The 22,161-nt window shown below is 72.2% G+C and carries 24 protein-coding genes and 1 riboswitch; of the genes, 10 read left to right on the top strand and 14 right to left on the bottom strand.

Annotated elements, in window-relative coordinates; all coding sequences use genetic code 11:
• Positions 1 to 689: 689 nt before the first annotated feature.
• Both BIU98_RS07030 and BIU98_RS07025 read right to left on the bottom strand, forming a co-directional pair.
• On the bottom strand, positions 690 to 1,874 hold the full coding sequence (locus BIU98_RS07030; protein ID WP_071273869.1) for a MalY/PatB family protein: 1,185 nt from the start codon (positions 1,872 to 1,874) through the stop codon (positions 690 to 692).
• 13 nt (positions 1,875 to 1,887) lie between these two features.
• Positions 1,888 to 2,454 carry a TetR/AcrR family transcriptional regulator gene (locus tag BIU98_RS07025; protein WP_071273866.1) on the bottom strand — a complete coding sequence of 189 codons (567 nt, stop codon included), beginning with the start codon at positions 2,452 to 2,454 and terminating at the stop codon, positions 1,888 to 1,890.
• A 78-nt stretch (positions 2,455 to 2,532) separates the two neighbouring features.
• On the opposite strand from BIU98_RS07025, the gene BIU98_RS07020 reads away from it, so the two are divergent.
• Both BIU98_RS07020 and BIU98_RS07015 read left to right on the top strand, forming a co-directional pair.
• Positions 2,533 to 3,423 carry an SDR family NAD(P)-dependent oxidoreductase gene (locus BIU98_RS07020; RefSeq protein ID WP_071273863.1) on the top strand — a complete coding sequence of 297 codons (891 nt, stop codon included), beginning with the start codon at positions 2,533 to 2,535 and terminating at the stop codon, positions 3,421 to 3,423.
• Between the two features lie 121 nt (positions 3,424 to 3,544).
• Complete coding sequence (locus BIU98_RS07015; RefSeq protein WP_254787813.1) at positions 3,545 to 6,010, top strand: GH92 family glycosyl hydrolase; 2,466 nt, start codon at positions 3,545 to 3,547, stop codon at positions 6,008 to 6,010.
• A 70-nt stretch (positions 6,011 to 6,080) separates the two neighbouring features.
• On the opposite strand, the gene BIU98_RS07010 is transcribed toward BIU98_RS07015, so the two are convergent.
• Positions 6,081 to 6,782 (bottom strand): SDR family oxidoreductase, encoded by a 702-nt coding sequence (locus BIU98_RS07010; RefSeq protein ID WP_071273857.1) that lies wholly within the window; start codon positions 6,780 to 6,782, stop codon positions 6,081 to 6,083.
• Positions 6,783 to 6,876: 94 nt separating this feature from the next.
• On the opposite strand from BIU98_RS07010, the gene BIU98_RS07005 reads away from it, so the two are divergent.
• The 3 genes from BIU98_RS07005 to BIU98_RS06995 all read left to right on the top strand — a co-directional run bounded on the left by BIU98_RS07005 (position 6,877) and on the right by BIU98_RS06995 (position 8,326).
• Positions 6,877 to 7,275, top strand: coding sequence for a MerR family transcriptional regulator (locus BIU98_RS07005; protein ID WP_071273854.1), 399 nt, complete (start codon positions 6,877 to 6,879; stop codon positions 7,273 to 7,275).
• 13 nt (positions 7,276 to 7,288) lie between these two features.
• Entirely contained in the window at positions 7,289 to 7,798 is a 510-nt protein-coding gene (locus BIU98_RS07000) for an ATP-binding protein (protein WP_071273850.1), read from the top strand.
• 99 nt (positions 7,799 to 7,897) lie between these two features.
• Positions 7,898 to 8,326: a nucleoside kinase gene (locus BIU98_RS06995; protein ID WP_254787812.1), complete on the top strand. Its 429-nt coding sequence runs from the start codon at positions 7,898 to 7,900 to the stop codon at positions 8,324 to 8,326.
• A gap of 46 nt (positions 8,327 to 8,372) precedes the next feature.
• Here BIU98_RS06995 and BIU98_RS06990 read toward each other — a convergent pair whose 3' ends face one another.
• Positions 8,373 to 9,026 carry a response regulator transcription factor gene (locus BIU98_RS06990; RefSeq protein ID WP_083393051.1) on the bottom strand — a complete coding sequence of 218 codons (654 nt, stop codon included), beginning with the start codon at positions 9,024 to 9,026 and terminating at the stop codon, positions 8,373 to 8,375.
• Positions 9,023 to 10,144, bottom strand: a complete 1,122-nt coding sequence (locus tag BIU98_RS06985) for a sensor histidine kinase (RefSeq protein WP_083393050.1) — start codon at positions 10,142 to 10,144, stop codon at positions 9,023 to 9,025. The genes BIU98_RS06990 and BIU98_RS06985 overlap by 4 nt, the downstream gene beginning before the upstream one ends.
• Before the next feature lie 146 nt (positions 10,145 to 10,290).
• On the opposite strand from BIU98_RS06985, the gene BIU98_RS06980 reads away from it, so the two are divergent.
• Both BIU98_RS06980 and BIU98_RS06975 read left to right on the top strand, forming a co-directional pair.
• A complete protein-coding gene (locus BIU98_RS06980) occupies positions 10,291 to 11,238 on the top strand; it encodes a hypothetical protein (RefSeq protein WP_083393049.1) in 948 nt (315 codons plus the stop codon).
• A 97-nt stretch (positions 11,239 to 11,335) separates the two neighbouring features.
• A complete protein-coding gene (locus BIU98_RS06975) occupies positions 11,336 to 12,220 on the top strand; it encodes a DUF3761 domain-containing protein (RefSeq protein ID WP_071273842.1) in 885 nt (294 codons plus the stop codon).
• Between the two features lie 55 nt (positions 12,221 to 12,275).
• Here the strand turns inward: BIU98_RS06975 and BIU98_RS06970 are convergent, their stop codons facing one another.
• From BIU98_RS06970 to clpS, 9 genes are all read right to left on the bottom strand, one after another.
• Positions 12,276 to 12,599: a hypothetical protein gene (locus tag BIU98_RS06970; RefSeq protein ID WP_071273831.1), complete on the bottom strand. Its 324-nt coding sequence runs from the start codon at positions 12,597 to 12,599 to the stop codon at positions 12,276 to 12,278.
• Complete coding sequence (locus tag BIU98_RS06965) at positions 12,596 to 13,207, bottom strand: NAD(P)H-dependent oxidoreductase (protein ID WP_071273931.1); 612 nt, start codon at positions 13,205 to 13,207, stop codon at positions 12,596 to 12,598. Before BIU98_RS06965 ends, BIU98_RS06970 begins: the two co-directional genes overlap by 4 nt.
• A gap of 54 nt (positions 13,208 to 13,261) precedes the next feature.
• On the bottom strand, positions 13,262 to 14,380 hold the full coding sequence (gene nagA, locus BIU98_RS06960) for an N-acetylglucosamine-6-phosphate deacetylase (RefSeq protein WP_254787811.1): 1,119 nt from the start codon (positions 14,378 to 14,380) through the stop codon (positions 13,262 to 13,264).
• Between the two features lie 128 nt (positions 14,381 to 14,508).
• Positions 14,509 to 14,913, bottom strand: a complete 405-nt coding sequence (locus BIU98_RS06955; protein WP_083393048.1) for a YrdB family protein — start codon at positions 14,911 to 14,913, stop codon at positions 14,509 to 14,511.
• Between the two features lie 7 nt (positions 14,914 to 14,920).
• The gene (gene purU, locus BIU98_RS06950; RefSeq protein ID WP_071273828.1) at positions 14,921 to 15,790 is read right to left on the bottom strand and encodes a formyltetrahydrofolate deformylase; all 870 of its coding nucleotides are present in this window, start codon (positions 15,788 to 15,790) and stop codon (positions 14,921 to 14,923) included.
• A 213-nt stretch (positions 15,791 to 16,003) separates the two neighbouring features.
• The gene (locus BIU98_RS06945) at positions 16,004 to 17,479 is read right to left on the bottom strand and encodes an MFS transporter (RefSeq protein ID WP_217635672.1); all 1,476 of its coding nucleotides are present in this window, start codon (positions 17,477 to 17,479) and stop codon (positions 16,004 to 16,006) included.
• A gap of 15 nt (positions 17,480 to 17,494) precedes the next feature.
• On the bottom strand, positions 17,495 to 17,920 hold the full coding sequence (locus tag BIU98_RS06940; protein ID WP_071273825.1) for a MarR family winged helix-turn-helix transcriptional regulator: 426 nt from the start codon (positions 17,918 to 17,920) through the stop codon (positions 17,495 to 17,497).
• A 157-nt stretch (positions 17,921 to 18,077) separates the two neighbouring features.
• Positions 18,078 to 18,542, bottom strand: coding sequence for a DUF2017 family protein (locus BIU98_RS06935; RefSeq protein WP_139200606.1), 465 nt, complete (start codon positions 18,540 to 18,542; stop codon positions 18,078 to 18,080).
• An 8-nt stretch (positions 18,543 to 18,550) separates the two neighbouring features.
• Positions 18,551 to 18,868, bottom strand: a complete 318-nt coding sequence (gene clpS / locus BIU98_RS06930; protein WP_071273819.1) for an ATP-dependent Clp protease adapter ClpS — start codon at positions 18,866 to 18,868, stop codon at positions 18,551 to 18,553.
• A 37-nt stretch (positions 18,869 to 18,905) separates the two neighbouring features.
• Positions 18,906 to 18,991, top strand: a riboswitch (ZMP/ZTP riboswitch).
• Between the two features lie 70 nt (positions 18,992 to 19,061).
• Here clpS and glyA point away from each other — a divergent pair.
• The 3 genes from glyA (at position 19,062) to BIU98_RS06915 (ending at position 21,917) form a co-directional block, all read left to right on the top strand.
• Positions 19,062 to 20,375 (top strand): serine hydroxymethyltransferase, encoded by a 1,314-nt coding sequence (gene glyA / locus BIU98_RS06925; RefSeq protein WP_083393055.1) that lies wholly within the window; start codon positions 19,062 to 19,064, stop codon positions 20,373 to 20,375.
• An 80-nt stretch (positions 20,376 to 20,455) separates the two neighbouring features.
• Positions 20,456 to 21,367, top strand: a complete 912-nt coding sequence (locus tag BIU98_RS06920) for a bifunctional methylenetetrahydrofolate dehydrogenase/methenyltetrahydrofolate cyclohydrolase (RefSeq protein WP_071273919.1) — start codon at positions 20,456 to 20,458, stop codon at positions 21,365 to 21,367.
• A gap of 46 nt (positions 21,368 to 21,413) precedes the next feature.
• Positions 21,414 to 21,917, top strand: a complete 504-nt coding sequence (locus BIU98_RS06915; RefSeq protein ID WP_071273816.1) for a hypothetical protein — start codon at positions 21,414 to 21,416, stop codon at positions 21,915 to 21,917.
• The last annotated feature ends 244 nt before the right edge of the window (positions 21,918 to 22,161 follow it).

Raw genomic sequence — 22,161 nt, 5'->3', positions numbered from 1 at the left:
GTGCAGGTGCAGGTGCAGGTGTCCGCGAGACGCCGGTGTCTCGCGTCCGTGGTGCCCGAGCTCTGGTATGAGACGCCGCTGTCTCGCTGAGACGCCTCGGAGTTGTCGAGACGCCGCAGTTTTCGGCGGCGTCTCGAGGACTTCGCGGTGTCCCGCGCAGACGGTGGTGTCTCACTCCGAACGTACGCCCGGATGCTCGTCGAGACGCCGGTGTCTCGCGTCCGCGTTACCCGAGCTCTGGAGTGAGACGCCGGTGTCTCGCTGAGACGCCCCGGAGTTGTCGAGACGCCGCAGTTTTCGGCGGCGTCTCGAAGGCTTCGCGGTGTCTCGCGCAGACGGTGGTGTCTCACTCCGCACGCATGCCCGGATGCTCGTCGAGACGCCGGTGTCTCGCGACCGTGGTGCTCCGGCTCTGGAGTGAGACGCCGGTGTCTCGCTGAGACGCCCCGGAGTTGTCGAGACGCCGCAGTTTTCGGCCGCGTCTCGAAGGCTTCGCGGTGTCTCGCGCAGACCGTGGTGTCTCACTCCGCACGCACGCCCGGATGCTCGTCGAGACGCCGGTGTCTCGCGCTGACGGGGGTGTCTCGCACGCACTCTGACCGGCACGTCCGTCGAGACGCCGGTGTTCCGCGCTGACAGGGGTGTCTCGCATGCACTCCGACCGGCACGTCCTTCGAGACGCCGGCGTCTCAACCCGCAGCAGCACCCGCGGCAGCGGCCAGGCGCGCCAACCCCTCGCGCAACGTGTCCTCCGAGCAGCCGAAGTTGAGCCGCGCGTGCCCCACGCCCTGCCGCCCGTAGTCGCGCCCGTTCGACAGGGCCACCTTCGCCTCGTCCACGAGTCGCACCGCGGGGTCGTCGCCCCACGGCAGCGCCCGCAGGTCGAGCCACGCCAGGTACGACGCCTGCGGCTGCCGGTAGCCGACCCCGGGCAGCGCATCGCCGAGCTCCTCCGCCAGGATCCGCCGGTTCGCCGCGAGCTCGGCCAGCAGCGACGCCAGCCACGGGCCGCCCTCGCTGAACGCGGCGACGCTCGCGGTGTACCCGAGGATCCCGGTGCGCTCGACGACCTCGCCCGGCCGCCCGTCGAACCAGCCGCGAGCGCGCTCTGACGCCCCGACCATGAGCGCACACTTGGTGCCCGCGAGGTTCCACGCCTTGCTCGCACTCGTCAGGGCGACACCGATCGCCGCGGCCTCGGGGCAGGAGTCGAGGAAGGGCGTGAACGTGGCGTCCGCGTGGACGAGCGGCGCGTGGATCTCGTCCGAGACGACCACGGCGTCCCACTCTGCGGCCAGCCGGGCCAGCGCGGCCAGTGTCTCGCGGTCGTGCACGAGCCCGAGCGGGTTGTGCGGGTTGCAGAGCAGGACGGTCCTGGCGCCGTCCGCGAAGGCCTGCGCGACACCGTCGAGGTCGATCCGCCACGCTGCGGTCGTGTCGAACGGGTCGGCCGGCCCCGCGGGTGCGATGAGCGGGACCTCGGTCGCGGTGCCGCCGGCCTCGGACACGTACTCCCAGAACGGCGCGTACACGGGCGGCATGATGACGACCTGGCCGCCGGGCTCGATGACCCGGCGCAGGGTCTCGACGGCGGCGACCGACACGTCCGTGGTCGTCCGGACCAGGTCAGGGTCCACGTGCCAGCCCCACCGATCGGACGCGAAGGCGGTGAAGGCCTCGGGCAGCGCCCGACCGTGCCCGACGTAGCCGGTGTCGCCGTCGGTCACGGCGCGGACGAGGGCTTCACGGACGGGCTCGGCGAGTGTGGAGTCCATCTCCGCGACGAACATGGGCAGCACGTCCGGCGGGAAGGCCGTGTACTTCTCGCTCGTGCGGGTCCGGAGGGCATCGAACACGGAGACCATGACGCTCATGCGCCTCATCCTGTCAGGGTCGGAGCCCGGCGAGCAGGATCTCGACGTACCGGTCCGGCTCGCTGACGCGGACCCCGCCGGCCGTCGCCGCCTGACGCATCCCGCAGACGAGTCGGCGGAGGTCGTCCGGCTGCACGTCCGAGCGCACCACACCGGCAGCAGCGCCCCGCTCGAGGAGCGCACCGATCGAGTCGACGAGGTCCCCAGCCAGGGCCGCCGTGTCGGCGCACGAGAACGTCCCGCCCGTCAGCAGGTCGCCGAGCGCCGGGTCGCCCACGAGTCCGTGGAAGGCCTCGGTGACGACGCCGCGGACCGCTGCCTCGACGTCGGGCACCGCGACCGCGTCCCGGACCCGGTCGAGCATGGCCTCGAACGCGTCGATCGCGAGCGCCTCGAGCAGGTGCTGCTGGGTGGGGAAGTGTCGGTACGCGGTCCCCACCCCCACTCCGGCCTCCCGCGCGACGGCGTTCAGCTGAGCGGGTTCACCCCGGTCGAGGTGCTCGCGCGCCACGGCGAGCAGCGCTGCGCGGTTGCGCAGGGCATCGGAGCGGAGGGAGTCCGGGCGGGCGAGGTCGACCATGCGGACAGTGTATCCGCTTGTGCTAGCGTTCCGGATGGATCATCCGATTCGCCTCGCCAGACCACGACAGGAGCCCCGATGCCGTCCTTCTCATGGGAACCCGACCAGATGCCCGACCAGCACGGACGGACCGTGGTGGTCACCGGAGCCACCGGCGGTCTCGGACTCGCCGTCGCCACCGGGCTCGCCGCCGCCGGCGCGCACGTCATCGCCGGGGTCCGCGACCTCGACAAGGCGGCGCGCGTCCTGCCATCCGGCCTGGAGGCCCGGGTCGTCGACACCGCGTCCGTCGCCTCCGTCACGGCGTTCGCCCGGCGCCTCGCCGAGGACGGCCTCGTGGTGGACACCCTGGTCAACAACGCGGGGATCAGTGCGCCACGCTTCGAGCTCGGCGTGGACGGCGTCGACCGGACCTGGGCCACCAACGTCGTCGGCCCGGCGGTCCTCGCGGACGCGATGCTCCCCGTCCTCGGGGGACCGTCACCGCGGGTCGTCCTGGTCGGCTCCAACCTCTCGCAGCGCACGGCCCGGGTGCCGGACCTCGACGCGGTCGACGACCCCCGCTCCTACCGACAGTTCGCCGCGTACACCGCCTCGAAGACCGCCGCGGCGGCCCTCGCGGTCGACCTCGGCGAGCGCCTCCGTGCATCCGGTTCGGCGGTCCGGTCGGTGATCGCGCACCCGGGCATCGCCGCGACGGGCATGAACGGCCAGGCAGAGACCCTGCTCGCGACGATCGCCGGGTCCGTGGCCCGGCTCGCCGCCCGCACGGTGGAGGACGGCGCCCGTGCCGTCCTCTGGGCAGCGACTGCATCGGACGTCGAGGAAGGCGTCTTCGTTGGGCCCGCGCTCCGTCGCTCGGACCGTCGTCTGCACGTCGTCCCGGTCCAGGGCGCCGCTGCCGACCCGGCGTTCCGCGCGCACGTCCGGGCCTTCGTCGAGCGGACGGCCGAGCGCGCCGTGCGCTGACGACGACCGCATCAGCGGACGGGAAGCGAACGGGAAGCGGACGGGAACCGGACGTGAACACGACACGACCGATCCGTGACCGACCGCACGGCCCCCGTCCGAGGGGGCTAGCGTCGCGAACGTGATCCGTTCTCGCGTGCACCGCCGCCCGCTCCTCCGTCCGGTCCCGCTCGCTGCAGCGGCCACGATCGCCGCGCTGCTCGGCACGGGGGTGGTCGCGGCCCCGGCCACGGCGGCACCCGCGACCGACCTGGCGGCGGCGACCACGGCCTCCCGGCCCGTCGCCGACCGTGCGTCGTCCGTCGACCCGTTCATCGGGACCAGCCACGACGGCAACACCTGGCCAGGCGCGACCGCGCCGTTCGGGATGATGCAGTGGAGCCCGACCGGCACGAAGGGCGACCAGACCTCGACCCCCGTCGCGAACGGCTACTCCTACGACGTGAACCGGCTCCGTGGCCTGAGCCTGACGCACCTCAACGGCGCGGGGTGCGCGCCCGGTGCTGCCGGCGACGTGCCGATCATGCCGGTCACCACGGCCGTGACGACCTCGCCGTCCGCCGACACCACCGACGCGGTCTACGCCGCCGGGTACTCCCACGACCAGGAGTCCGCGAGCCCGGGCCGCTACGGCGTCCAGCTCGACAACGGCGTGCGCACCGACCTCGCGGTCACGACCCGTGCCGGCATCGGCGAGTTCGCCTTCCCCGCCGGGAAGGCCGCCAACCTGCTCTTCCGCACCTCGAACTCGATCAACGGCAGCGAGGACGCCACCACCCGCGTCGACCCCCGCACCCGCACCGTCAGCGGCAGCGTCCTGACCGGCGGCTTCTGCAGCCGCCGCGCCAACGGCGGCGGCGCGACGAACCCCGACCGCCGCAGCTACTACCGTCTGTTCTTCACCGCGACCTTCGACCGGGCGTTCTCGAGCAACGGCACCTGGAAGGACGACACGGTCCAGCCGGGAGGCACGCGCGTCTCCGGTGGGGAGGGCTACCTGACCGGGGCCGACCGTGCCGGACGCGGCTCCGGCGCATGGGTCGGGTTCGACGCGCGTCGCGGTGCGACGGTGCACGCCCGCATCGGCATCTCGTACGTCAGCGCCGCGGGTGCCGTCGCGAACCGCGACGGCGAGGTGCGCAAGCACGCGACGGTGGACAGCGTGGCGGCGGCGACCCGAGCCTCCTGGAACCGTGAACTGTCGCGCATCCGCGTCGGTGGTGGCACGGCGGACCGGACCACGCAGCTGTACACGTCCGTGTACCACGCGCTGATGCAGCCGAACACGCTGAACGACCGCGACGGGCGGTACCTCGGGCCGGACATGCGGGTGCACCGCATCGACCGCGGGCACCGCGCCGTGTACGGCACCTACTCCGGCTGGGACCAGTACCGGGCGCAAATCCAGCTGCTCGCACTGCTGCGGCCGGACGTCGCCGGGGACATGGCCCAGTCGATGCTGCGATTTGCGGAGCAGAACGGCGGCGTCTGGGACCGGTGGCTGCACCTCGGAGCGCCCACCCACGTGATGACCGGCGACCCCTCTGCGGCGACGCTCGCCACCTGGTACGCCATGGGCGTCCGGAACTTCGACGTCCGTGCGGCCTACCAGTCCCTGCGGCACCAGGCCACGGTGCAGAACGCCGACGCACTCAGCGACATCGGGTGCCCGGGGCAGTGCCTGGCGCAGCGGCCCGGTCTCGACCAGTACCTGCAGCGGCAGTACGCGGCGAACGACGACTGCCACTGCTGGGGCGGTGCCGCCGAGACGCTCGAGGACTCGATCTCCGACAGCGCCCTCGGGTACTGGGCGGGATCGCTCGGTCTGCGGTCCGACGCCCGGATGTTCGCCGCTCGCGGCGACTCCTGGAAGAACACGTTCAACCCGGCCGTCGGGTACCAGGCCGCACGGCAGGCCGACGGATCGTGGACGCCGGACTGGTCGCCCTCGACCGGTGTCGGCTTCGCCCAGGGGACCAGCGCGCAGTACACGTGGCTCGTGCCGCAGGACGTCCGCGGGCTGTCGTCCGCCCTGGGTGGTGACGCGGCGGCCGTCGCCCGACTCGACACGTTCTTCCACGACGCCTCCGGTGCGTTCGCGGTGACCGGCGGCGACGCGACGAAGTTCGACCCGACCAACGAGCCGGACATCCACACGCCGTGGATGTACAACGCGCTCGGGCAGCCGTGGAAGACGCAGGAGACCGTGCGCCGGGTCGTCGACGACGCGTACGGCACCGGTCCCGGTGGCCTCCCCGGCAACGACGACCTCGGCACGATGAGCGCTTGGTACGTCTTCGCCTCGATCGGCCTGTACCCGCAGACGCCCGGGCGGGCCGAGATGCTCATCGGGAGCCCGACGTTCAGCACGGTCGACATCCGGCGGGCGAGCGGTGAGCGGATCGTCATCCGGTCCTCGGGCACCGACCCCTACGTCCAGGGGGCGCGGCTCGACGGCCAGCCGCTGACGAGGTCGTGGGTGCCGTCCTCGTTCGTCAACCGCGGCGGGACGCTCTCGCTCCGGGTCGGTGACACGGCGGACACGAGCTGGGCCACGGCATCCCGGGACCGGCCGCTCGACCGCTGAGACCGAGCCACCGACACGGCGGGCGGCCCCCATCGGGGCTGCCCGCCATCGTCGTCGTGCTCCTGGGCGCTCAGCCGAACTGGGCGTAGAGCCGCTCGGGCTCCGCTGCGAGCGACGCCTTCACCATGGCGCTCCAGTCGTCAGCGACCACCTCGGCCGCGCCCCGTGCGACGCCGTCGAGCGATGCCCGGACGATGTCCGCCGGGTCCGCCTTCGGGCCGTCGTACTCCGCCATCATGTCCGTGTCCGCCGCCCCGAGGTGCAGGCCCTGCACGGCGATGCCCCGGCCGGAGAGTTCCAGACGGACCGCGTTCGTCATGTTCCACGCGGCGGCCTTCGCGGCGGCGTACCCGCCGTACCCGGGCGACGCGAACCACGACAGCGCCGACAGGACGTTCACGATCGCGCCGCCGCCGTTCGACTCGATCACCGGCGCGAACGCCCGGACCATCGACAGCGTGCCCCAGTGGTTCGTGTCCATCACCCGGTGTGCGTCCTCCAGCGGCCCGGTGACCAGCGAGCCCTCGGCCGTGATGCCCGCGTTGTTGACCAGGAGCGTGACGTCCGGCGCAGCCAGGGCCACCGCGTCGACCGAGTGCTGGTCCGTGATGTCGAGCGGGAGCACCTCCACCCCGTCGATGTGCACGCTCTCGGGGCGGCGCGCGGTGGCGTAGACCTTCGTCGCGCCGCGCGCCAGCAGCTCCTCGGCGAAGCGGCGACCGATGCCCCGGTTCGAGCCGGTGACGAGTGCGACGGATCCAGCGATGTCCATGGTGTTCCTCTCAGCGCCCGGGTGGTTCCCGACGGCAGCGGACGTACGCTAAGACCTCACGTCGGTGTCAGGGGCAACCCGGATCGGAGAAGTCGTGCGCATCGGTGACCTGGCCGCGCGAGCCAAGGTGAGCATCCGCTCGCTCCGCTACTACGAAGAGCAGGGGCTCCTGACGGCGGACCGCTCCGTCAACGGGCAGCGCCTCTACCGCGAGGCCGCCGTGGAGCGGGTGCAGCTCGTGCAGCAGCTCTACGCCGCCGGGCTCGCGAGCCGCACCATCGCGCAGCTCCTGCCGAGCGTCGATGCCGGGCACGCCACCCCCGAGGACTTCGCGCTCCTCGCCTCCGAGCGCGAGCGGATCACGGCACAGATGGTGGAGCTCGAGGCCGCACGGGAACGGCTCGACGAGGTCATCCAGATCTCCGAGCACCCGACACCGGAGTTCTGCCCGGCCCTGCGCCACGCCGACTTCCCGGTCGCCCGGGCCAGCTGAGGCGGTCGACCCCGTGCTCGTCCAGGTCTGTGGGTTGCCCGGCTCCGGGAAGTCGACGCTGTCGTCGGCACTCGCCGATGCGCTCTCCGCTCCGAGCCTGCGGGTGGACGCCATCGAGGCCGCCATGTGGAAGTACGGCATTCCCCGGTCGCAGTCGGGGATCGCTGCCTACTCGGTCATGCACGCGCTCGCCGTCCCCGACCTCCGTCGTGGGTTGACGGTCGTGGCCGACGCGGTGTCAGGCGTCGAGGCTGCCCGCGCGGGGTGGGTGTCCACGGCGGAGGCGGCCGGGGTCCCGTTGCGCGTGGTCGAGGTCGTGTGCCCGGACCTCGAGGAGCACCGACGACGGGTGGAGGAGCGCGAGAACGACCTGCCCGGGTTCGTGCTGCCGACGTGGGACGAGGTCGAGCGGGTCCGCGCCGAGTACGAGCCGCGGACGGACGAGCGGCTCGTGGTGGACAGCACCCGGCCGCTCGAGGAGACGGTGCGTGAGGCGCTGGACTTCGTGCGCGGTCTGAGCTGATCGGTCGGCGCCGTGGGCATCCGCAACCACCTCGTCGAAGGCGTTTCCGGTGCCGGGAAGACGGCGGTTGCTCGCGAGCTGCGGAGGCGTGGGTTCGCGGTGGTCGAGGGGGATCGTGAACTGGCGTACCAGGGCGACCCTGCCACGGGTCGGCCGGTCCACGGGGTGACCGGTGTCGACGTCCACGCTCACCACCTCTGGGACGTGGACCGGGTACAGGAGCGGATCGCCGACGAGACCGAGCCGGTGACGTTCTTCTGCGGTGGGTCGCGGAACGTCGGCGACGTCATCACGCTGTTCGACGAGGCCGTCGTCCTCGCGATCGACGCAACGACGTTGGACCGCCGGCTCGACGAGCGCGGTGCGGACGAGTGGGCCGGGCGTGGGAGAGCGGCGGAACGGGCGCTGGTCCGAGCGTTGCAGGCGTCCGGCGCCGACACACCAGCCGGGATCGTCATCGACGCCACGCAGCCCCTGGACGTCGTCGTGGACGAGGTCCTGCGTCGATGCGGTGTCTCGGACGGATGACCCGTCGGGCGTGCGCCGGCAACTGTCGGCACCGACGCCCACACCTTCAGGCGCGGCGCCACCCTGCTCGGTGGGCCATGACGATCGCCCCTGCGCGGTCCCGAGCGCCGAGCTTCGCCAGGATCGCTGAGACGTGGGACTTGACGGTGCGCTCACCGGTGTCGAGCGCGGCGGCGACCTCGGCATTGCTGGCACCGTCGCAGACGAGGTCGAGGACCTCGCGCTCCCGGGGCGTCAGTGACGCGAGCGCACGCGCGCCGTCCGCCGACACCTGCGGCTGTGCGACCGCCCGCGCGACGACCCGGGGGAGCACCCGCGGGTCGATCCAGGTGCCACCGCCAGCGACCACACGCACGGCGTCGACCAGGGCCTCGGCGGCACTGTCCTTGAGCACGAACCCGTCCGCGCCGGCGTCCAGCGTCGGCCACAGCACGTCGTCGTCGTCGAACGTCGTGAGGGCGAGCACGGGCGGCCCGCCGACCTGGGTGCGGATGCGTCGGGTGGCCTCGATGCCGTCGATCCCGGGCATCCGGATGTCGGTGAGGACGAGGTCCGGCGCGGTGAGGGTCACGGCACGCAGGAGCGCATGGCCGTCAGCGCACTCCTCGACGATCTCGAGGTCGGGCTCGGAACGCAGCACGAGCGCCAGCCCGGACCGGATCATCGCCTGGTCGTCGGCGAGGACGATGCGGATGGTCACCGGGACACCTCCATCGGGCGAGCCGCATCGGTCGGTAGCCGGCACTCGACCACCCAGCGGTCGCCGGCGGGACCGCTCTCGATCCCGCCGCCCACGCGTTCGACCTGCTCGCGGAGCCCGGGGAGCCCGTACCCGCCGGTGCTCGGCACCCGCGGTCCGCGCGGTCGAACGTTCGTGACACGGCCGACGACCATGCCGAGGTCCTGCCGGATCACGACGTCGATCGTGCTGCTCGGCGTCCGGTAGCGAGCGGCGTTGGCCAGCGCTTCCTGGACCACGCGGAACAGCGTGCCTCTGGTGATGATCGGCAGCGCATCGAGGTCGGCACGGAGGTCGAGGTCGATCGCGACGCCGGCACTCCGGTAGGTGTCCACGAGGTGGTCGAGACTCCAGGACCGCAGGGGGTCATCGCCCTCGGTCCGGAGCAGCCCGACGACCTCCCGCACACCGTCGAGGCTCTCGCGGCAGACGAGTTCGGCCTGCGACAACGCCGCTTCCGCTGCGTCACGATCGGAGCGGAGGATCCTCCGCGCCCCGCCGATCTGCAGCACCACGACGGTGAGCGAGTGTGCCACCAGGTCGTGCACGTCACGGGCGAGCGCGGTCCGTTCCTCCTGCGCCTGAGCCACAGCCAGTCGCGCGTCCGCCGTCCGCAGTTCGGTGGCGAGCGACCTGGTACGTGCCAACAGGACGCCGACGACGATCGCGAGGAGGTTGCCGATCGCGAAGTACACGGCACCCACGTTGAAGGACCACCCAGCCAGGACCGGGACGAACGGCACGACGACACCGATCACGGCCGCCGCGGCGATGCGCTCCCTGCTGGACCGGCGACCGACGAGCTGCGACAGCGCCGAGGTCACGAGGAACATCGAGGCGTTCAGGTCCACCAGGACGGTGATCCCGACAACCGGCGCGATCGCGAGGGCGGCGAACACCCACTCCGGCAGTGGCCGCCGTACCTGCTCTGCGACCCACGGCAGGAGCGCGACGACGATCAAGGCGACCGCCACGGGCGACCCCCACGACGTCACTGCGGCGGCGGCCGCGCCCAGCACGACCGGCACGGCCCACAGGCGCTCGAGCTGCCGAGGTCGTTCGGGGCGCCTCTCGCTCATGGTCGTCCTCTCCGGGATGAACGCTAGCAACCGGGTCCCCGACTCCACATCGGTCGTGCGGACCCACACCGAAGTGTCCTGCAGGACGAGCCCGCCGCGTCCGCGAGGACGATGTGCCCACGAGGGCACCGGTCGAGCATGAGTGCATGACCTCGATCACCAGCCGGCTCCACGAGCACATCGATGCACTGCCGCCGCGCGCACCCGACCCGAAGGCATCAGCGCCGGCCAGGAGGGTGCTCGGGATCGCCACCGCCGTCAGCGTGGTCACCCTCCTGGTGAGCATGGTGGCCCTCGCGGTGGACGGGCAGGAGATCGGCGGGGAGCCGGCGTGGATCAAGCCGACGAAGTTCGCGATCGCGATCACGCTCTACCTGCTGACGCTGCGGTGGATGCTCCGCGCGGTCCACGGGCACCGGCGGACGCTGATCGTCCTGGCATCGGTCATCGTGCTCGCCCTCGCGATCGAGGTCGTCTGGATCGACGTGCAGGTCGTGCGCGGGACCACGAGCCACTTCAACACCGGCGCCCCGTTCGACGCTGCCGCCTACGCGGCGGGTGGTGTCAGCGTCTCCGCGGTGTTCATCGCGACGATCGTCATCGCTGTCCTGGCGCTCCGGACCCGTGGCCTCGACCTCGGCGTTGCTGCCGGGATCCGGTGGGGGCTCGGGCTCTGCGTGGTCGGCATGGTCGAGGCGGTCTCGATGCTCGGGAACGGGGCGACCTCGACCACCACCGGAGCACACACGGTCGGAGCGCTGGACGGCGGAGCGGGCATGCCGTTCACCGACTGGAGCCTGCACCACGGCGACCTGCGGATCGCGCACTTCGTCGGGCTGCACATGATCCAGGTGCTCCCGGTCCTCGCCTGGGTGTTCCTCCGGTGCACACGTCTGGACGAGCGCACGCGGCGGGACCTGCTGCGCGTCGCGGGCGGTGCCGCCGTCGTACTCGTCGGGCTGCTGTGGTGGCAGGCCGAGCGGGGCCAGGCGCTCCTCGAACCCGACGCGTCGACGGTCGCGGCAGCGATGGCGCTCGTCGCTGCCGTCGGGGTCGGGGCTGCAGTCGTCCTCCGTCGGCCCCGCACCGACTGAACCCTGGACCGCTGTGCGGGTCCGCCGTATCTGGACAGACTCCGGAGGCGACCTGAGCATGAGTCATACTCAGGGCGTTCTCACCCGAAGGAGCACCATGTCCGTCCGCCAACAGCACGGCCAGCAGACCGATCCGAAGCGCAGGCGGAGGGTTCCGATCTCGAGCTGGGTCGGCATCATCGGCACGCTGCTCATGGCGCTGCTCGGACTCGCCTCCGGCGGTGTGTGGTCGATGGTGGTGATGGCCTCGCTGGTGGTGCTCGTGACCGCGCTCTACGGCGTCCTGTTCCGTCGGACGACCTGGTTGCGGCTTCCCCGGAAGCGCGCCGCTGCTGCGATCGGCGCGGGCATCGCGCTCGTCGTGATGGTCGGTTCCACGTCGGCCTTCGGCGCGACACACCCCGTGGCACCGCAGCCGGTCGAGCGTGTTGCTGCGGTTGCCACGGCACCTGCGCACGCCACGGCGAGCACGACCAGTTCGCCCAAGCCGACCCGTACGCCGACCCCGACCCCGACCCCGACGCCGACACCGACCCCGGTGGTCACGACGAAGGTCGTCAGCGAGTCAGTGGCGATCCCCTTCGCCACGACGAGCGTCGAGAGCGCGACGGTCGCCAACGGCACGTCGTCGGTGACGACCGCGGGCGCGAACGGCGTCGAGACGAAGACCTACGCGGTGACGCTCACCGACGGTGTGGAGACCGCTCGCACGCTCACCAGCCAGGCCGTGACGACTCCGCCGGTCACGCAGGTCACGACCGTCGGGACCTACGTCGCACCGCCGGCACCGGTCGCGCCTGCCGCTCCCGCGTGCACGAACGGCAGCTACGTCAACTCCGCCGGCAACACGGTCTGCAGCCCGGAGGTCTCCTCGAGTGCGCCGAGTGGTGCGACTGCGAAGTGCGGGGACGGGACCTACAGCTTCAGCCAGTCACGGCGTGGGACGTGCTCGTCGCACGGTGGCGTGGCCGCGTGGCTCTGAGCTGAGCCCCTGCGAGCCCGGCGCTGCACGGTCCTGACGGCCGTGGCAGCGGGATTCAGATGAGGTCCCGAGGACCCCTGAGCTGCCCCCACCCGAAGTCGCTCTCGGAGATGAAGTCCTGCAGGTCGCTCTGCACGCCACGGACAAGGGTCACCGGGTCGTCATCGCCGTCCAGCCCGCGGGACCAACCGCGTTCGTCGAGGACCTGCCACCGCACGACCGCACTGTTCGAGCGGACGGGATCGTCGTCACGAAGTTGGTGAGGTCCGTCGAACTCGTCCATCGGCACGATGCCGAACCGGAGTGACGTGAGTTCGTCGTCGTTGAGCATCTCGTGGAACATGGGCGTCAGCAGCGCGACGACCTCGGCGACGTTCACCGGCCCGTGCCCCGAACAGCGCGGACGACCCGACCGACCGCGTCCTCGACCGCCGTCTGACGAGCCACGGTGTCGTCGCCTTCCGACTCGTGCACGAACGCGACCGCGCCGCGCTGTGCCCCGCAGTAGTCGACGATCCCGTGCTCGATCTGCGTCCGGAGTGCCTGCTCGTAGCCGTGCCGCTCGTAGGTGCCGAGCGCGTCGCCGGCAACCGGGAGGAGGTGGACCATGAGGCGCCCCAGGTTCCGACGTGTGCCACCGGCCGGGTCGATGTCGAAGGCCCAGCCGTTGACGAAGACGCGGTCGATCCACCCCTTCAGGAGCGCGGGCATCGACCACCAGTACACGGGGAAGACGAGGACGAGGTGATCGGCCTCGTCGAGACGACGCTGCTCGCGGGCGACGTCCGCGGGCACCTCGGCGTCACCGCGGTAGTGGTCGCGGTCCGCGATGCCGAAGCGGGGGTCGAACCCCTCGGCAGCGAGGTCGGCGAGTTCGGCGGGCTCGGTACGGCCGACCGTGCCGTGCAACGCCTCCTGCAGCAGCCGAGCAACGCCCGCGGTGAGGGAGTCCTGGTCAGGGTGCGCCGTGACGATGAGGGTCTTCACGAGCACCAGTCAACCGCCGCACGCTGAGCGCCTGGGCCTGCGCGGTGCGGTCCCTCAGCGCAGCAGCCGCCCGGCGCCCCACACCCGCTGCACCTCGAGCGACGGCGACAGCGCCACCAGGTCGGCGGCGAACCCCGGCGCGAGCCTGCCCAGCCGGTCGCCGAGCCCGAGCGCACCGGCGGGCACGCTCGTCAGCGCCGCCACGGCCTCGGGCAGCGACCGCCCGGCGAGCGCGACGGCGTTCCGCAGCGCCACGTCCTGCGTCAGCGTCGACCCGGCGATGGTGTCCGTCCCGGCGACGTGCGCGACACCGTCGGTCACGGTGACGTCGAGCGACCCGAGGCGGTAGTCGCCGTCCGCGGCTCCGGTGGCACCCATGGCGTCTGTGATCAGCGCGACGCGGCCCAGGGCAGCGCGGAACAGGGTGTCGGCCACGACGGGGTGCACGTGCACGGCGTCGAGGATGAGCTCGAGCGTCACGCGGTCGTCGGCCACCGCGGCGCCGATCGGCCCGGGAGCCCGGTGGTGGAGGCCCGGCATGGCGTTGAACGCGTGCGTCAACATCGTCGCGCCGGCGTCGAACGCGGCACGGGCCTGGTCGAACGTGCCGACGGTGTGGCCGACCGCGACGACGACCCCGGCGTCGACGAACCGACGGACGGCATCGAGTGCGCCGGGCAGCTCAGGCGCGATGGTGACCTGGCGGATGACGTCCTCACCGGCCGACAGCAGAGCGTCGACGCCGGCGGGGGTCGGGTCGATGAGGAAGTGCTCGTTGTGGGCGCCCTTGTTGTGCGGGGAGAGGAAGGGCCCCTCGAGGTGGACGCCGAGCACGAGCGGGTCGGCAGCCATCACCTCGCGGATGCGTCCGAGCGACCCCACGAGGACGTCCACCGGGTTCGCGACGAGCGACAGCACCGACCGGGTGGTGCCGTGCGCGCGGTGCATCGCGAGCGAGGGGCCGACGTCGGCGTCCTCGTACGCGACGGTCGCGCCGCCGTGCCCGTGCAGGTCGATGAACCCGGGCGTCAGGACCGCATCGCCGAGGTCGATGACCTCGTCTGCCGTCGGGACATCGGGTCCGGAGCCGACCGCGCGGATCGTGTCACCGACGACGAGGACCCACCCGTCGGTCGTCGACCCGGCCACGTCGACGACGCGAGCCGCGCGCACCAGCGTGCTCCGAGCCTCCAGACCGACGGAGCCGGAACCGGAACCGGACCCGGACCCGGAACCGGAACCGGAAGCGGAACCGGAACCGGACCCGGAACCCGAGCCGGACCCGGCACCCGCCCCGCCGCTCACCGGGCCTCCCGTCGTGACGCGACCACGCCGGACACCGCAGCCACCACGACGAAGACCAGCCCGACGACCGGGTGCCCGATCGAGATCCAGGCGCCCCCGGCGGCCACGACGAGCGCGACCTCGACGATGGTCTTGCCGACCACGTCGGTCTCGATCGGGGAGCGCGGGGAGCGGAAGAAGTACCAGACCACCGCCGCGAAGAGCGGCGCACCGACGACGAACAGCAGCGCCGGCATCGGGTACGGCCACGCGATGTAGCCCCAGTACGCCAGCGACACCAGGCCGAACGCGCAGACCAGGCCGCGCAGCACGGTCCAGAAGTCGACGCGGCGCGCGTCCCGCGGAGCCGCGGGGTCGGGGGTCGCGTCCCAGTCCACCGGGGACTGCGGGGCGTTGCTCATCTGCTGCCTACTTGAAGATGATGGTGCGGGCGCCGTCGAGGAGGACCCGGTCCTCCGCGATCCAGCGCACGGCCTGGGTGAGGGTGCGTGACTCTTCGTCCTGTCCGATCGAGACGAGCTCGGAGGGCTCCTTCGTGTGGTCGACGCGCACGACGTTCTGCTCGATGATCGGGCCCTCGTCGAGGTCGCTCGTGACGAAGTGCGCCGTTGCCCCGATGAGCTTCACGCCGCGGGCATGCGCCTGCCGGTAGGGGTTGGCGCCCTTGAACCCGGGCAGGAACGAGTGGTGGATGTTGACCGCTCGACCGCGCAGCGCGGCGCAGAGCTCGGGGGAGAGGATCTGCATGTACCGCGCCAGGACGACGAGTTCGATGTCGTGCTCCTGCACCGCGTCGAGGATGCGCTGCTCCATCGCCGCCTTGCTGTCGGCGTCGGTCACCGGTCGGTGCTCGAACGGCACGGAGTAGAACGCCGCGAGCTCGGACAGGTCCGTGTGGTTCGAGAGCACGAGGGGCACGTCGATGGCGAGCTGCCCGCCGCGCTGCCGGTAGAGCAGGTCGTTCAGGCAGTGCCCGGCCTTGGACACCAGCACCAGCGTGCGCATCGGGCGACCCACGACGTCGAGCTGGACGCGCATGTCGTAGCGCTCGACGACGGGCGCGATGGCCTGCTCGAACGTTGCGCGGTCGACCGGTGCCATGACCTGCAGGCGCATGAAGAACGTGTTGGTGTCGTGGCTCGAGAACTGCTGCGACTCGGTGATGTTGCCGTGGGCCTGGACGACGGCCCCCGACACGGCGTGCACGATCCCGGGCTGGTCGTCGCAGACCAGGGTCAGGGTCCAATGCGTGGGCGTCGCGTCGCTCGGGTCGGTCACCGGTTCAGGCTACCGGCCAGGAGGCTCGGCCCGGCCCCGTCACGCAGCCCCTGTGGAGCGTCATCCTCCGCGGTGGAGTGCGGGCGTCGGGCGTCGAGCGGCGATGGAGCAGAAGACGTCGGGTACCGCGGGGCCACCCGACCATTTCTGCTCCCTCGACGAGTCAACGCGCGGGCGCGGGCGCGAGCCGACCCGACCCGACCCCGCGCCGCGCTACGCCCCGCGCCGCAGCGCCCGGTCGCCGATCGTCAGCGCGCTCAGCACCACCGCGATCCCGACGATCACCCACCCGAGCACGTGCAGGTCCGGCGTGGTCGGAGCCTGGCCGAACACCCCGCCGATGAGCGAGGACGCCGCGATCGCCCCGATGTAGACGCTCGTGCGGGACAGCCCCGCCGCCGTGCCGATCGACTCCGCCGGCACCATCCGGTACAGCGCCGCCTGGTTCGACACGGACGCCAGGGCCTGGGGGATCCCGAACAGCGCCGGTGCCAGGGCCAGCAGCACGATCGGCGACCCGGTGTGCAGGCCGAGCAGCAGCAGCCCGCCGAGGACGGGCACCGTCGCCGCGATCACGAGCGGCCCGCGCACGGTGGTCCGTCGGGCGACGACGAACGACGCGACGCCGGCGATGACCGCCGCGGGCAGCTGGAGGTACCCGGCCTGGTCGCTGGAGTACCCGGCGACGTCCTGCACCCACTGCGAGAACCCGTACGTCATCGTGTACGCGAGCATGTAGACGAGGAACAGCCGCAGGTAGGTGCGGGTCAGGGCGCCGTTCCGCGCGAGCATCCGCACGTCGACGAACGGCCGGGTGGCGCGCAGCTCCCAGAGCACCAGGGCCACGAGCAGCACGACCGCGACGCCGAGCAGCCACCACAGCCCTGCCGTGATGTCGAGCAGGAACACCAGCAGCGCCGACACCGTGCCCGTCATGAGCACCATGCCGAACGGGTCGAGCGCGGTGAGGACCGGCACGTCGGCGTCGTACCGCGGACGCAGTCGGTCGGACGGCAGCCAGAGCCCGGCGACGACGAGCCCGAACGCCGCGAGCGGCACGTTCACCAGGAAGATCGCGTGCCAGCCGAACCCCGCGATGAGCGCACCACCGAGCGGCGGCCCGGCCGCGGCGGACACCAGCGAGGTGATCGAGAGCGCCCCGAGGACCAGGGGCGGCGTCGGCCTCCCGATCCGGGCGGAGTGGTGCCGCAGGGTCGTCAGCGCCGCCGGGTATGCGGACGAGGTCCCGATGCCGATGAGCACGCGCGCGAACACGGCCCCGCCGAACCCGGTGAGCACTTCAGGTACGAGCCCCGCGATCCCCACCACGACGAGTCCGGCCATGAACACCTTCTTCGGGCCGAACCGGTCCGCCAGCTTCCCCATCGTCGGCTGCGCCACGGCACTCGCCAGGTACAGCGCCGCGACGAGCCAGATCGCCTGCGAGGCGCCGATGCCCAGGTCGCGGGAGATCGGCGCGAGGGCGACCGACACCATCGTCGTGTTGATCGGGTTCAACAGCGGCCCGACCAGGACCGGGATCAGCAGCTTCGGGCCGAAGCCGCTGCCGGATCCCTGGTCAGCGGGCGTCGGGACGGGAGTGGTGGAGGTGGACGTGGTGGCCTGCCTTGGCGAGGTGGCCGGGACGCGACCAGCCTGGAGGCCCGGCGTGCGTTCGCGACGCACCACGGGCCTCCAGGCTGGTCACGACTCGACGAGGGGTCTGAGGATGGCGAACGACCGCGCGAGGACCGCGCGGTCGTCCGGGTCGAGCGCCGCGAGGCGCTCGGCGAGCATGCGGGTGCGGGAGCGGAGGGAGTCCTCGCGGGCGGCGCGGCCGGCGGGGGTGGCGCTGACGATCGTGCGTCGGCCGTCGGTGGGGTCCTGCTCGCGGTCGACGAAGCCGAGGTCGACGAGCACCTGGATCGTGGCGCCCATCGACTGCGGGCGCACGCCCTCGGCCCTGGCCAGGTCGGCGGTCGTCGTGGCGCCGTCGCGGACCAGGCGACCGAGTGCGGCCGTCTGGGACGCGGTGACCTCGTCGGACTTGCCCACCAGGGTCGTCCTGCGGATGCGACCGTGGAGCGCCAGCAGGTCACTGGCGAGGTCGGACGGATCCGTGGAGGTCATACCGCGACGGTACTACTCCGACAGGGCAACTTGCAAGGCTGCCTGTCGATCAATGCGCCCGTGCGAGGTCGTACACCCCGTGCGGCGCTGCACCCGTGCACCAGGTGCGCGACCTCGCACGGGACGGAACACGTCGCACCGTGCTCCTGGCGCGCGCTCAGCGCGGCGCGGTCAGCGTCGTGACGAGGTGCTCCTGCAGGTACCCGAGCCAGTCGTAGACGTCCCGCAGCCCGACGCCGTCGACGGCGTTGCTGCTCGCGGCCTCGGTGTCGGCGTCCACGATGCCGAGCCGGTCCGCGATCGTGAGCCGCAGGTCGGTCAGGCAGCGGAGCCACGCCTGCTCGTCCTCGGCGGAGAGCGCACCGTCGCGACCCCCGGTGAGCCACGCGTGCACGACGTCGGCGTTGGTCGCCTTGCCCGTGCGGAGGTCGTCGCGGGTGTAGCGCCGGAACTCGGAACTCGCCTGGCGGTCGCCGGGGTAGGCGTCCGGGAACATCCGGAGGGTCACGGGGTCGGAGTCGAGGTCACCGTCGAGGATCTGCTGCAGCTGCTCGACCAGGCTCGTGAGCACCGAGCGCTCGCCGGAGGCCAGGCCGAGGTGGATGCCGTCGGGGCGGCGCACGAAGGGGATCACTCGCCGGCTGCCCGGTCGACGGTGGCCTGCAGGCCGTAGCCGTGCATCGCCTCGACGTGGAGCTCCATCTGCTCCCGGTTGCCCGTGGCGACGATGGCGCGTCCCTCGGCGTCCACCTGGTGCATGAGCTGCTCAGCGGTCGGGCGCGGGAACCCGAAGTAGGTCTGGAAGACGTAGGTGACGTAGGACATCAGGTTGACCGGGTCGTCCCAGACCACGGTCACCCACGGCACGTCGGGCCGCACGCTGGCACGGGTGTCGAGGTCGGCATCGGTGTCGGTGCGCTCGTCGACGGACGGGAACGACAGGGGCATGCAACCAGGGTGACACAGGCGGGACGGCTCGGTACGATCGTCCTGTCGCGACTGGCGTCGGATGGGTCACCATCAGGGAGCGACACTCGACACGGTGCGTGGCCGTCCGCCTGGGCCACGCCGACCGATCCTCGCCGGCTCGTTCGGCTCGTCACCAAGGAGACCCGTGTCCATCACCGATCTGCCCCCGTTCGTGTCCGAGACGCCCGACGCCCCGGCCGAACCCGCTGTCGCCGACGCCGCCGCTGCCCGCGCCGCGTTCAACGCCCCGCTCAGCGAGGTCGACCCCGAGATCGCCGCCGTCCTGCAGCAGGAGCTCGGCCGCCAGCGCGACACCCTCGAGATGATCGCCTCCGAGAACTTCGTGCCCCGCGCCGTGCTCGAGTCCGTCGGGTCCGTGCTCACGAACAAGTACGCCGAGGGCTACCCGGGCAAGCGCTACTACGGCGGCTGCGAGTACGTCGACATCGCCGAGCAGCTCGCCATCGACCGCGCCAAGTCGCTGTTCGGCGCCGCGTACGCCAACGTCCAGCCGCACTCCGGCGCCACGGCCAACGCCGCGGTCCTGCACGCCATCGCCTCCGCCGGCGACACCATCCTCGGTCTCGAGCTCGCCCACGGCGGCCACCTGACCCACGGCATGAAGCTCAACTTCTCCGGCCGCATCTACAACGCCGTGTCGTACGGCGTCGACCCCACCACGTTCGAGGTCGACTACGACGACATCCGCGCCAAGGCCGTCGAGCACCAGCCGAAGGTCATCATCGCCGGCTGGTCGGCGTACCCGCGCCAGCTCGACTTCGCGAAGTTCCGCGAGATCGCGGACGAGGTCGGCGCGAAGCTCTGGGTCGACATGGCGCACTTCGCCGGGCTCGTTGCCGCCGGTCTGCACCCGTCGCCCGTCCCGCACGCCCACGTCGTGTCCACGACCGTGCACAAGACCCTCGCCGGTCCGCGCTCGGGGCTGATCCTGTCGAACGACGAGACCCTGTTCAAGAAGCTGAACTCCGCCGTGTTCCCGGGGCAGCAGGGCGGTCCGCTCATGCACGTCATCGCGGCGAAGGCCACCGCGTTCCTGCTCGCCGGCACGCCGGAGTTCAAGGACCGCCAGGAACGCACCATCCGCGGCGCCCAGGCCCTCGCGTCCCGCCTGACGGCTGAGGACGCCAAGGCCGCCGGGGTCGACGTCCTCACCGGCGGTACGGACGTGCACCTGGTGCTCGTCGACCTGCGCGAGTCCGAGGTCGACGGCAAGCAGGCCGAGGACCTCCTGCACGAGGTCGGCATCACCGTGAACCGCAACTCCGTGCCGTTCGACCCGCGTCCGCCGATGGTCACCTCGGGCGTCCGCATCGGCACCTCGGCGCTGGCCACGCGGGGCTTCGGCGACGCCGAGTTCACCGAGGTCGCGGACATCATCGCGCTGACGCTCATGCCGAACCCGGACGTGGCGGCGCTCTCGGCGCGGGTCAAGGCCCTCACCGACGCGTTCCCGCTCTACGCGTGAGCGGCGCCGCAACCCCCCAGTCCGGCGCGGTGGCGCTCCAGCCCGGCGCGGTGGCCTCCCACCCCGGCGCGGTGGCTCCTCTGCCCACCGCACGGTGGGCGGGGGAGGACTCGGCCGTGCGCATCGACGGCACCGCCCTCGCTGCCCGCACGCTCGAGGAACTCCGTGTCCGCGTCGATCGCCTGCACGAGCGGGGCATCCACCCGGGCCTCGGCACGATCCTGGTCGGGGAGAACGCCGGCTCGCTGTCGTACGTCGCCGGCAAGCACCGTGACTCGGCGCAGATCGGCATCGAGTCGATCCGCCTCGACCTGCCCGCGACCGCCTCGGCCGCCGACATCCGCGCCGCGATCCTGCAGATGAACGACGACCCCCGGGTCACGGCGTTCATCGTGCAGCTCCCGCTGCCGGAGGGCATCGACCCGACGCCGATGCTCGAGCTGATGGACCCGTCGAAGGACGCCGACGGCCTGCACCCGACGAACCTCGGGGAGCTCGTGCTCGCCGTCCCCGGTGGTGCCGGCACGATCGACGCGCCCCTGCCCTGCACGCCCCGCGGGATCGTCGAGATGCTCCGCGCGTACGACATCCCGATCCGCGGCAGGCACGTCACGATCATCGGCCAGGGCCTGACGGTCGGTCGTCCGCTCGGCTTGCTGCTCACCCGGCTCGAGGCCACCGCCACCCTCACCCACTCCCTGACCGCCGACGTCGCGGCCGAGTGCCGCCGGGCGGACATCGTCGTCGCAGCCGCCGGGGTCGCCGGGCTGGTCAAGCCCGACTGGGTCCAGCCCGGAGCAGCGGTCATCGACGTGGGCATCACCCGCGTCGTGAACCAGGAGACCGGCAAGGCCAAGCTGCACGGCGACGTCGACCCCGCGGTCGCGTCCGTCGCGGGCTTCATGTCGCCGGTCCCCGGTGGCGTCGGGCCGATGACCCGGGCGATGCTCATGAAGAACGTGGTCGAGGCCGCGGAGCGCCGGCTGAAGTAGCCGCCAGGGCGTTGCCGTCACGCCGGCTCGGCGCTACGTTCACCCCATGGGGGAGAACGTGGTCGCCGCGCCGGTGATGGCAGCCGAGGGGCGCTCCTTCACCCTGCGCGGGTGGATGGTCGTCGTCGCCACGATCGTCAGCCTGTTCATGGTCGGTGTGCTCGGCACGTGGAGCGCGAGCGCCGACTACGGCGGGGTCGACGAGGACGGCCACTGGATCGACGCCTCCGGGGTCGTCGTCGCAGCCGCACCCGCGACGGTGCGGGCCCTCGGCCACCCGTCGCCCCTCGCCGTCACGCTCATCGTGCTCGTCGGGCTGCTCGGCGTGGTCGTCCCGCCGACGCTCGCACGGTGGGGCCGCGAGCGCCTCGGCCGGACCGTCCGGGTCGCCGCCGTCCTCGCGCTCCCGGTGCTCGCCGTCGCCGCGGTCCTGGTCTACGGGGTGTGGGAGAGCCACGTCGTGATGGACCAGATCCAGCAGCAGGTGCTGCCGGTCCACGCCTTCCCCCTGAGCGGCACGACGATCACGACGGGCCACATGACGCGCTGAGCGCGGCGCTGCCGCCGCCGCTCTGCCGAGTCTCGCCTCTGCGGACGGTGCGCGCCGTCGGCAAGCCGCATGACGTCCGCTCACCCGAGACTCGGCCTGGAGGCTCGTGCCGACCCCGGCAGGCGGGCCGCGGTCCGGAAGCCGCGGCGCGCGGGCCGCGGCGCGCGGGCGGCGGCGCGGACGCGGGCGCGCCGCGACGGGCGGGGCGCGGCGCGGCTCGGACCGGCGCGGCTCGGACCGGCGC

Source organism: Curtobacterium sp. MMLR14_010 (genome assembly GCF_001865015.1).
GTDB lineage: Bacteria > Actinomycetota > Actinomycetes > Actinomycetales > Microbacteriaceae > Curtobacterium.
This window is presented reverse-complemented; position numbering and strand designations above follow the sequence as displayed.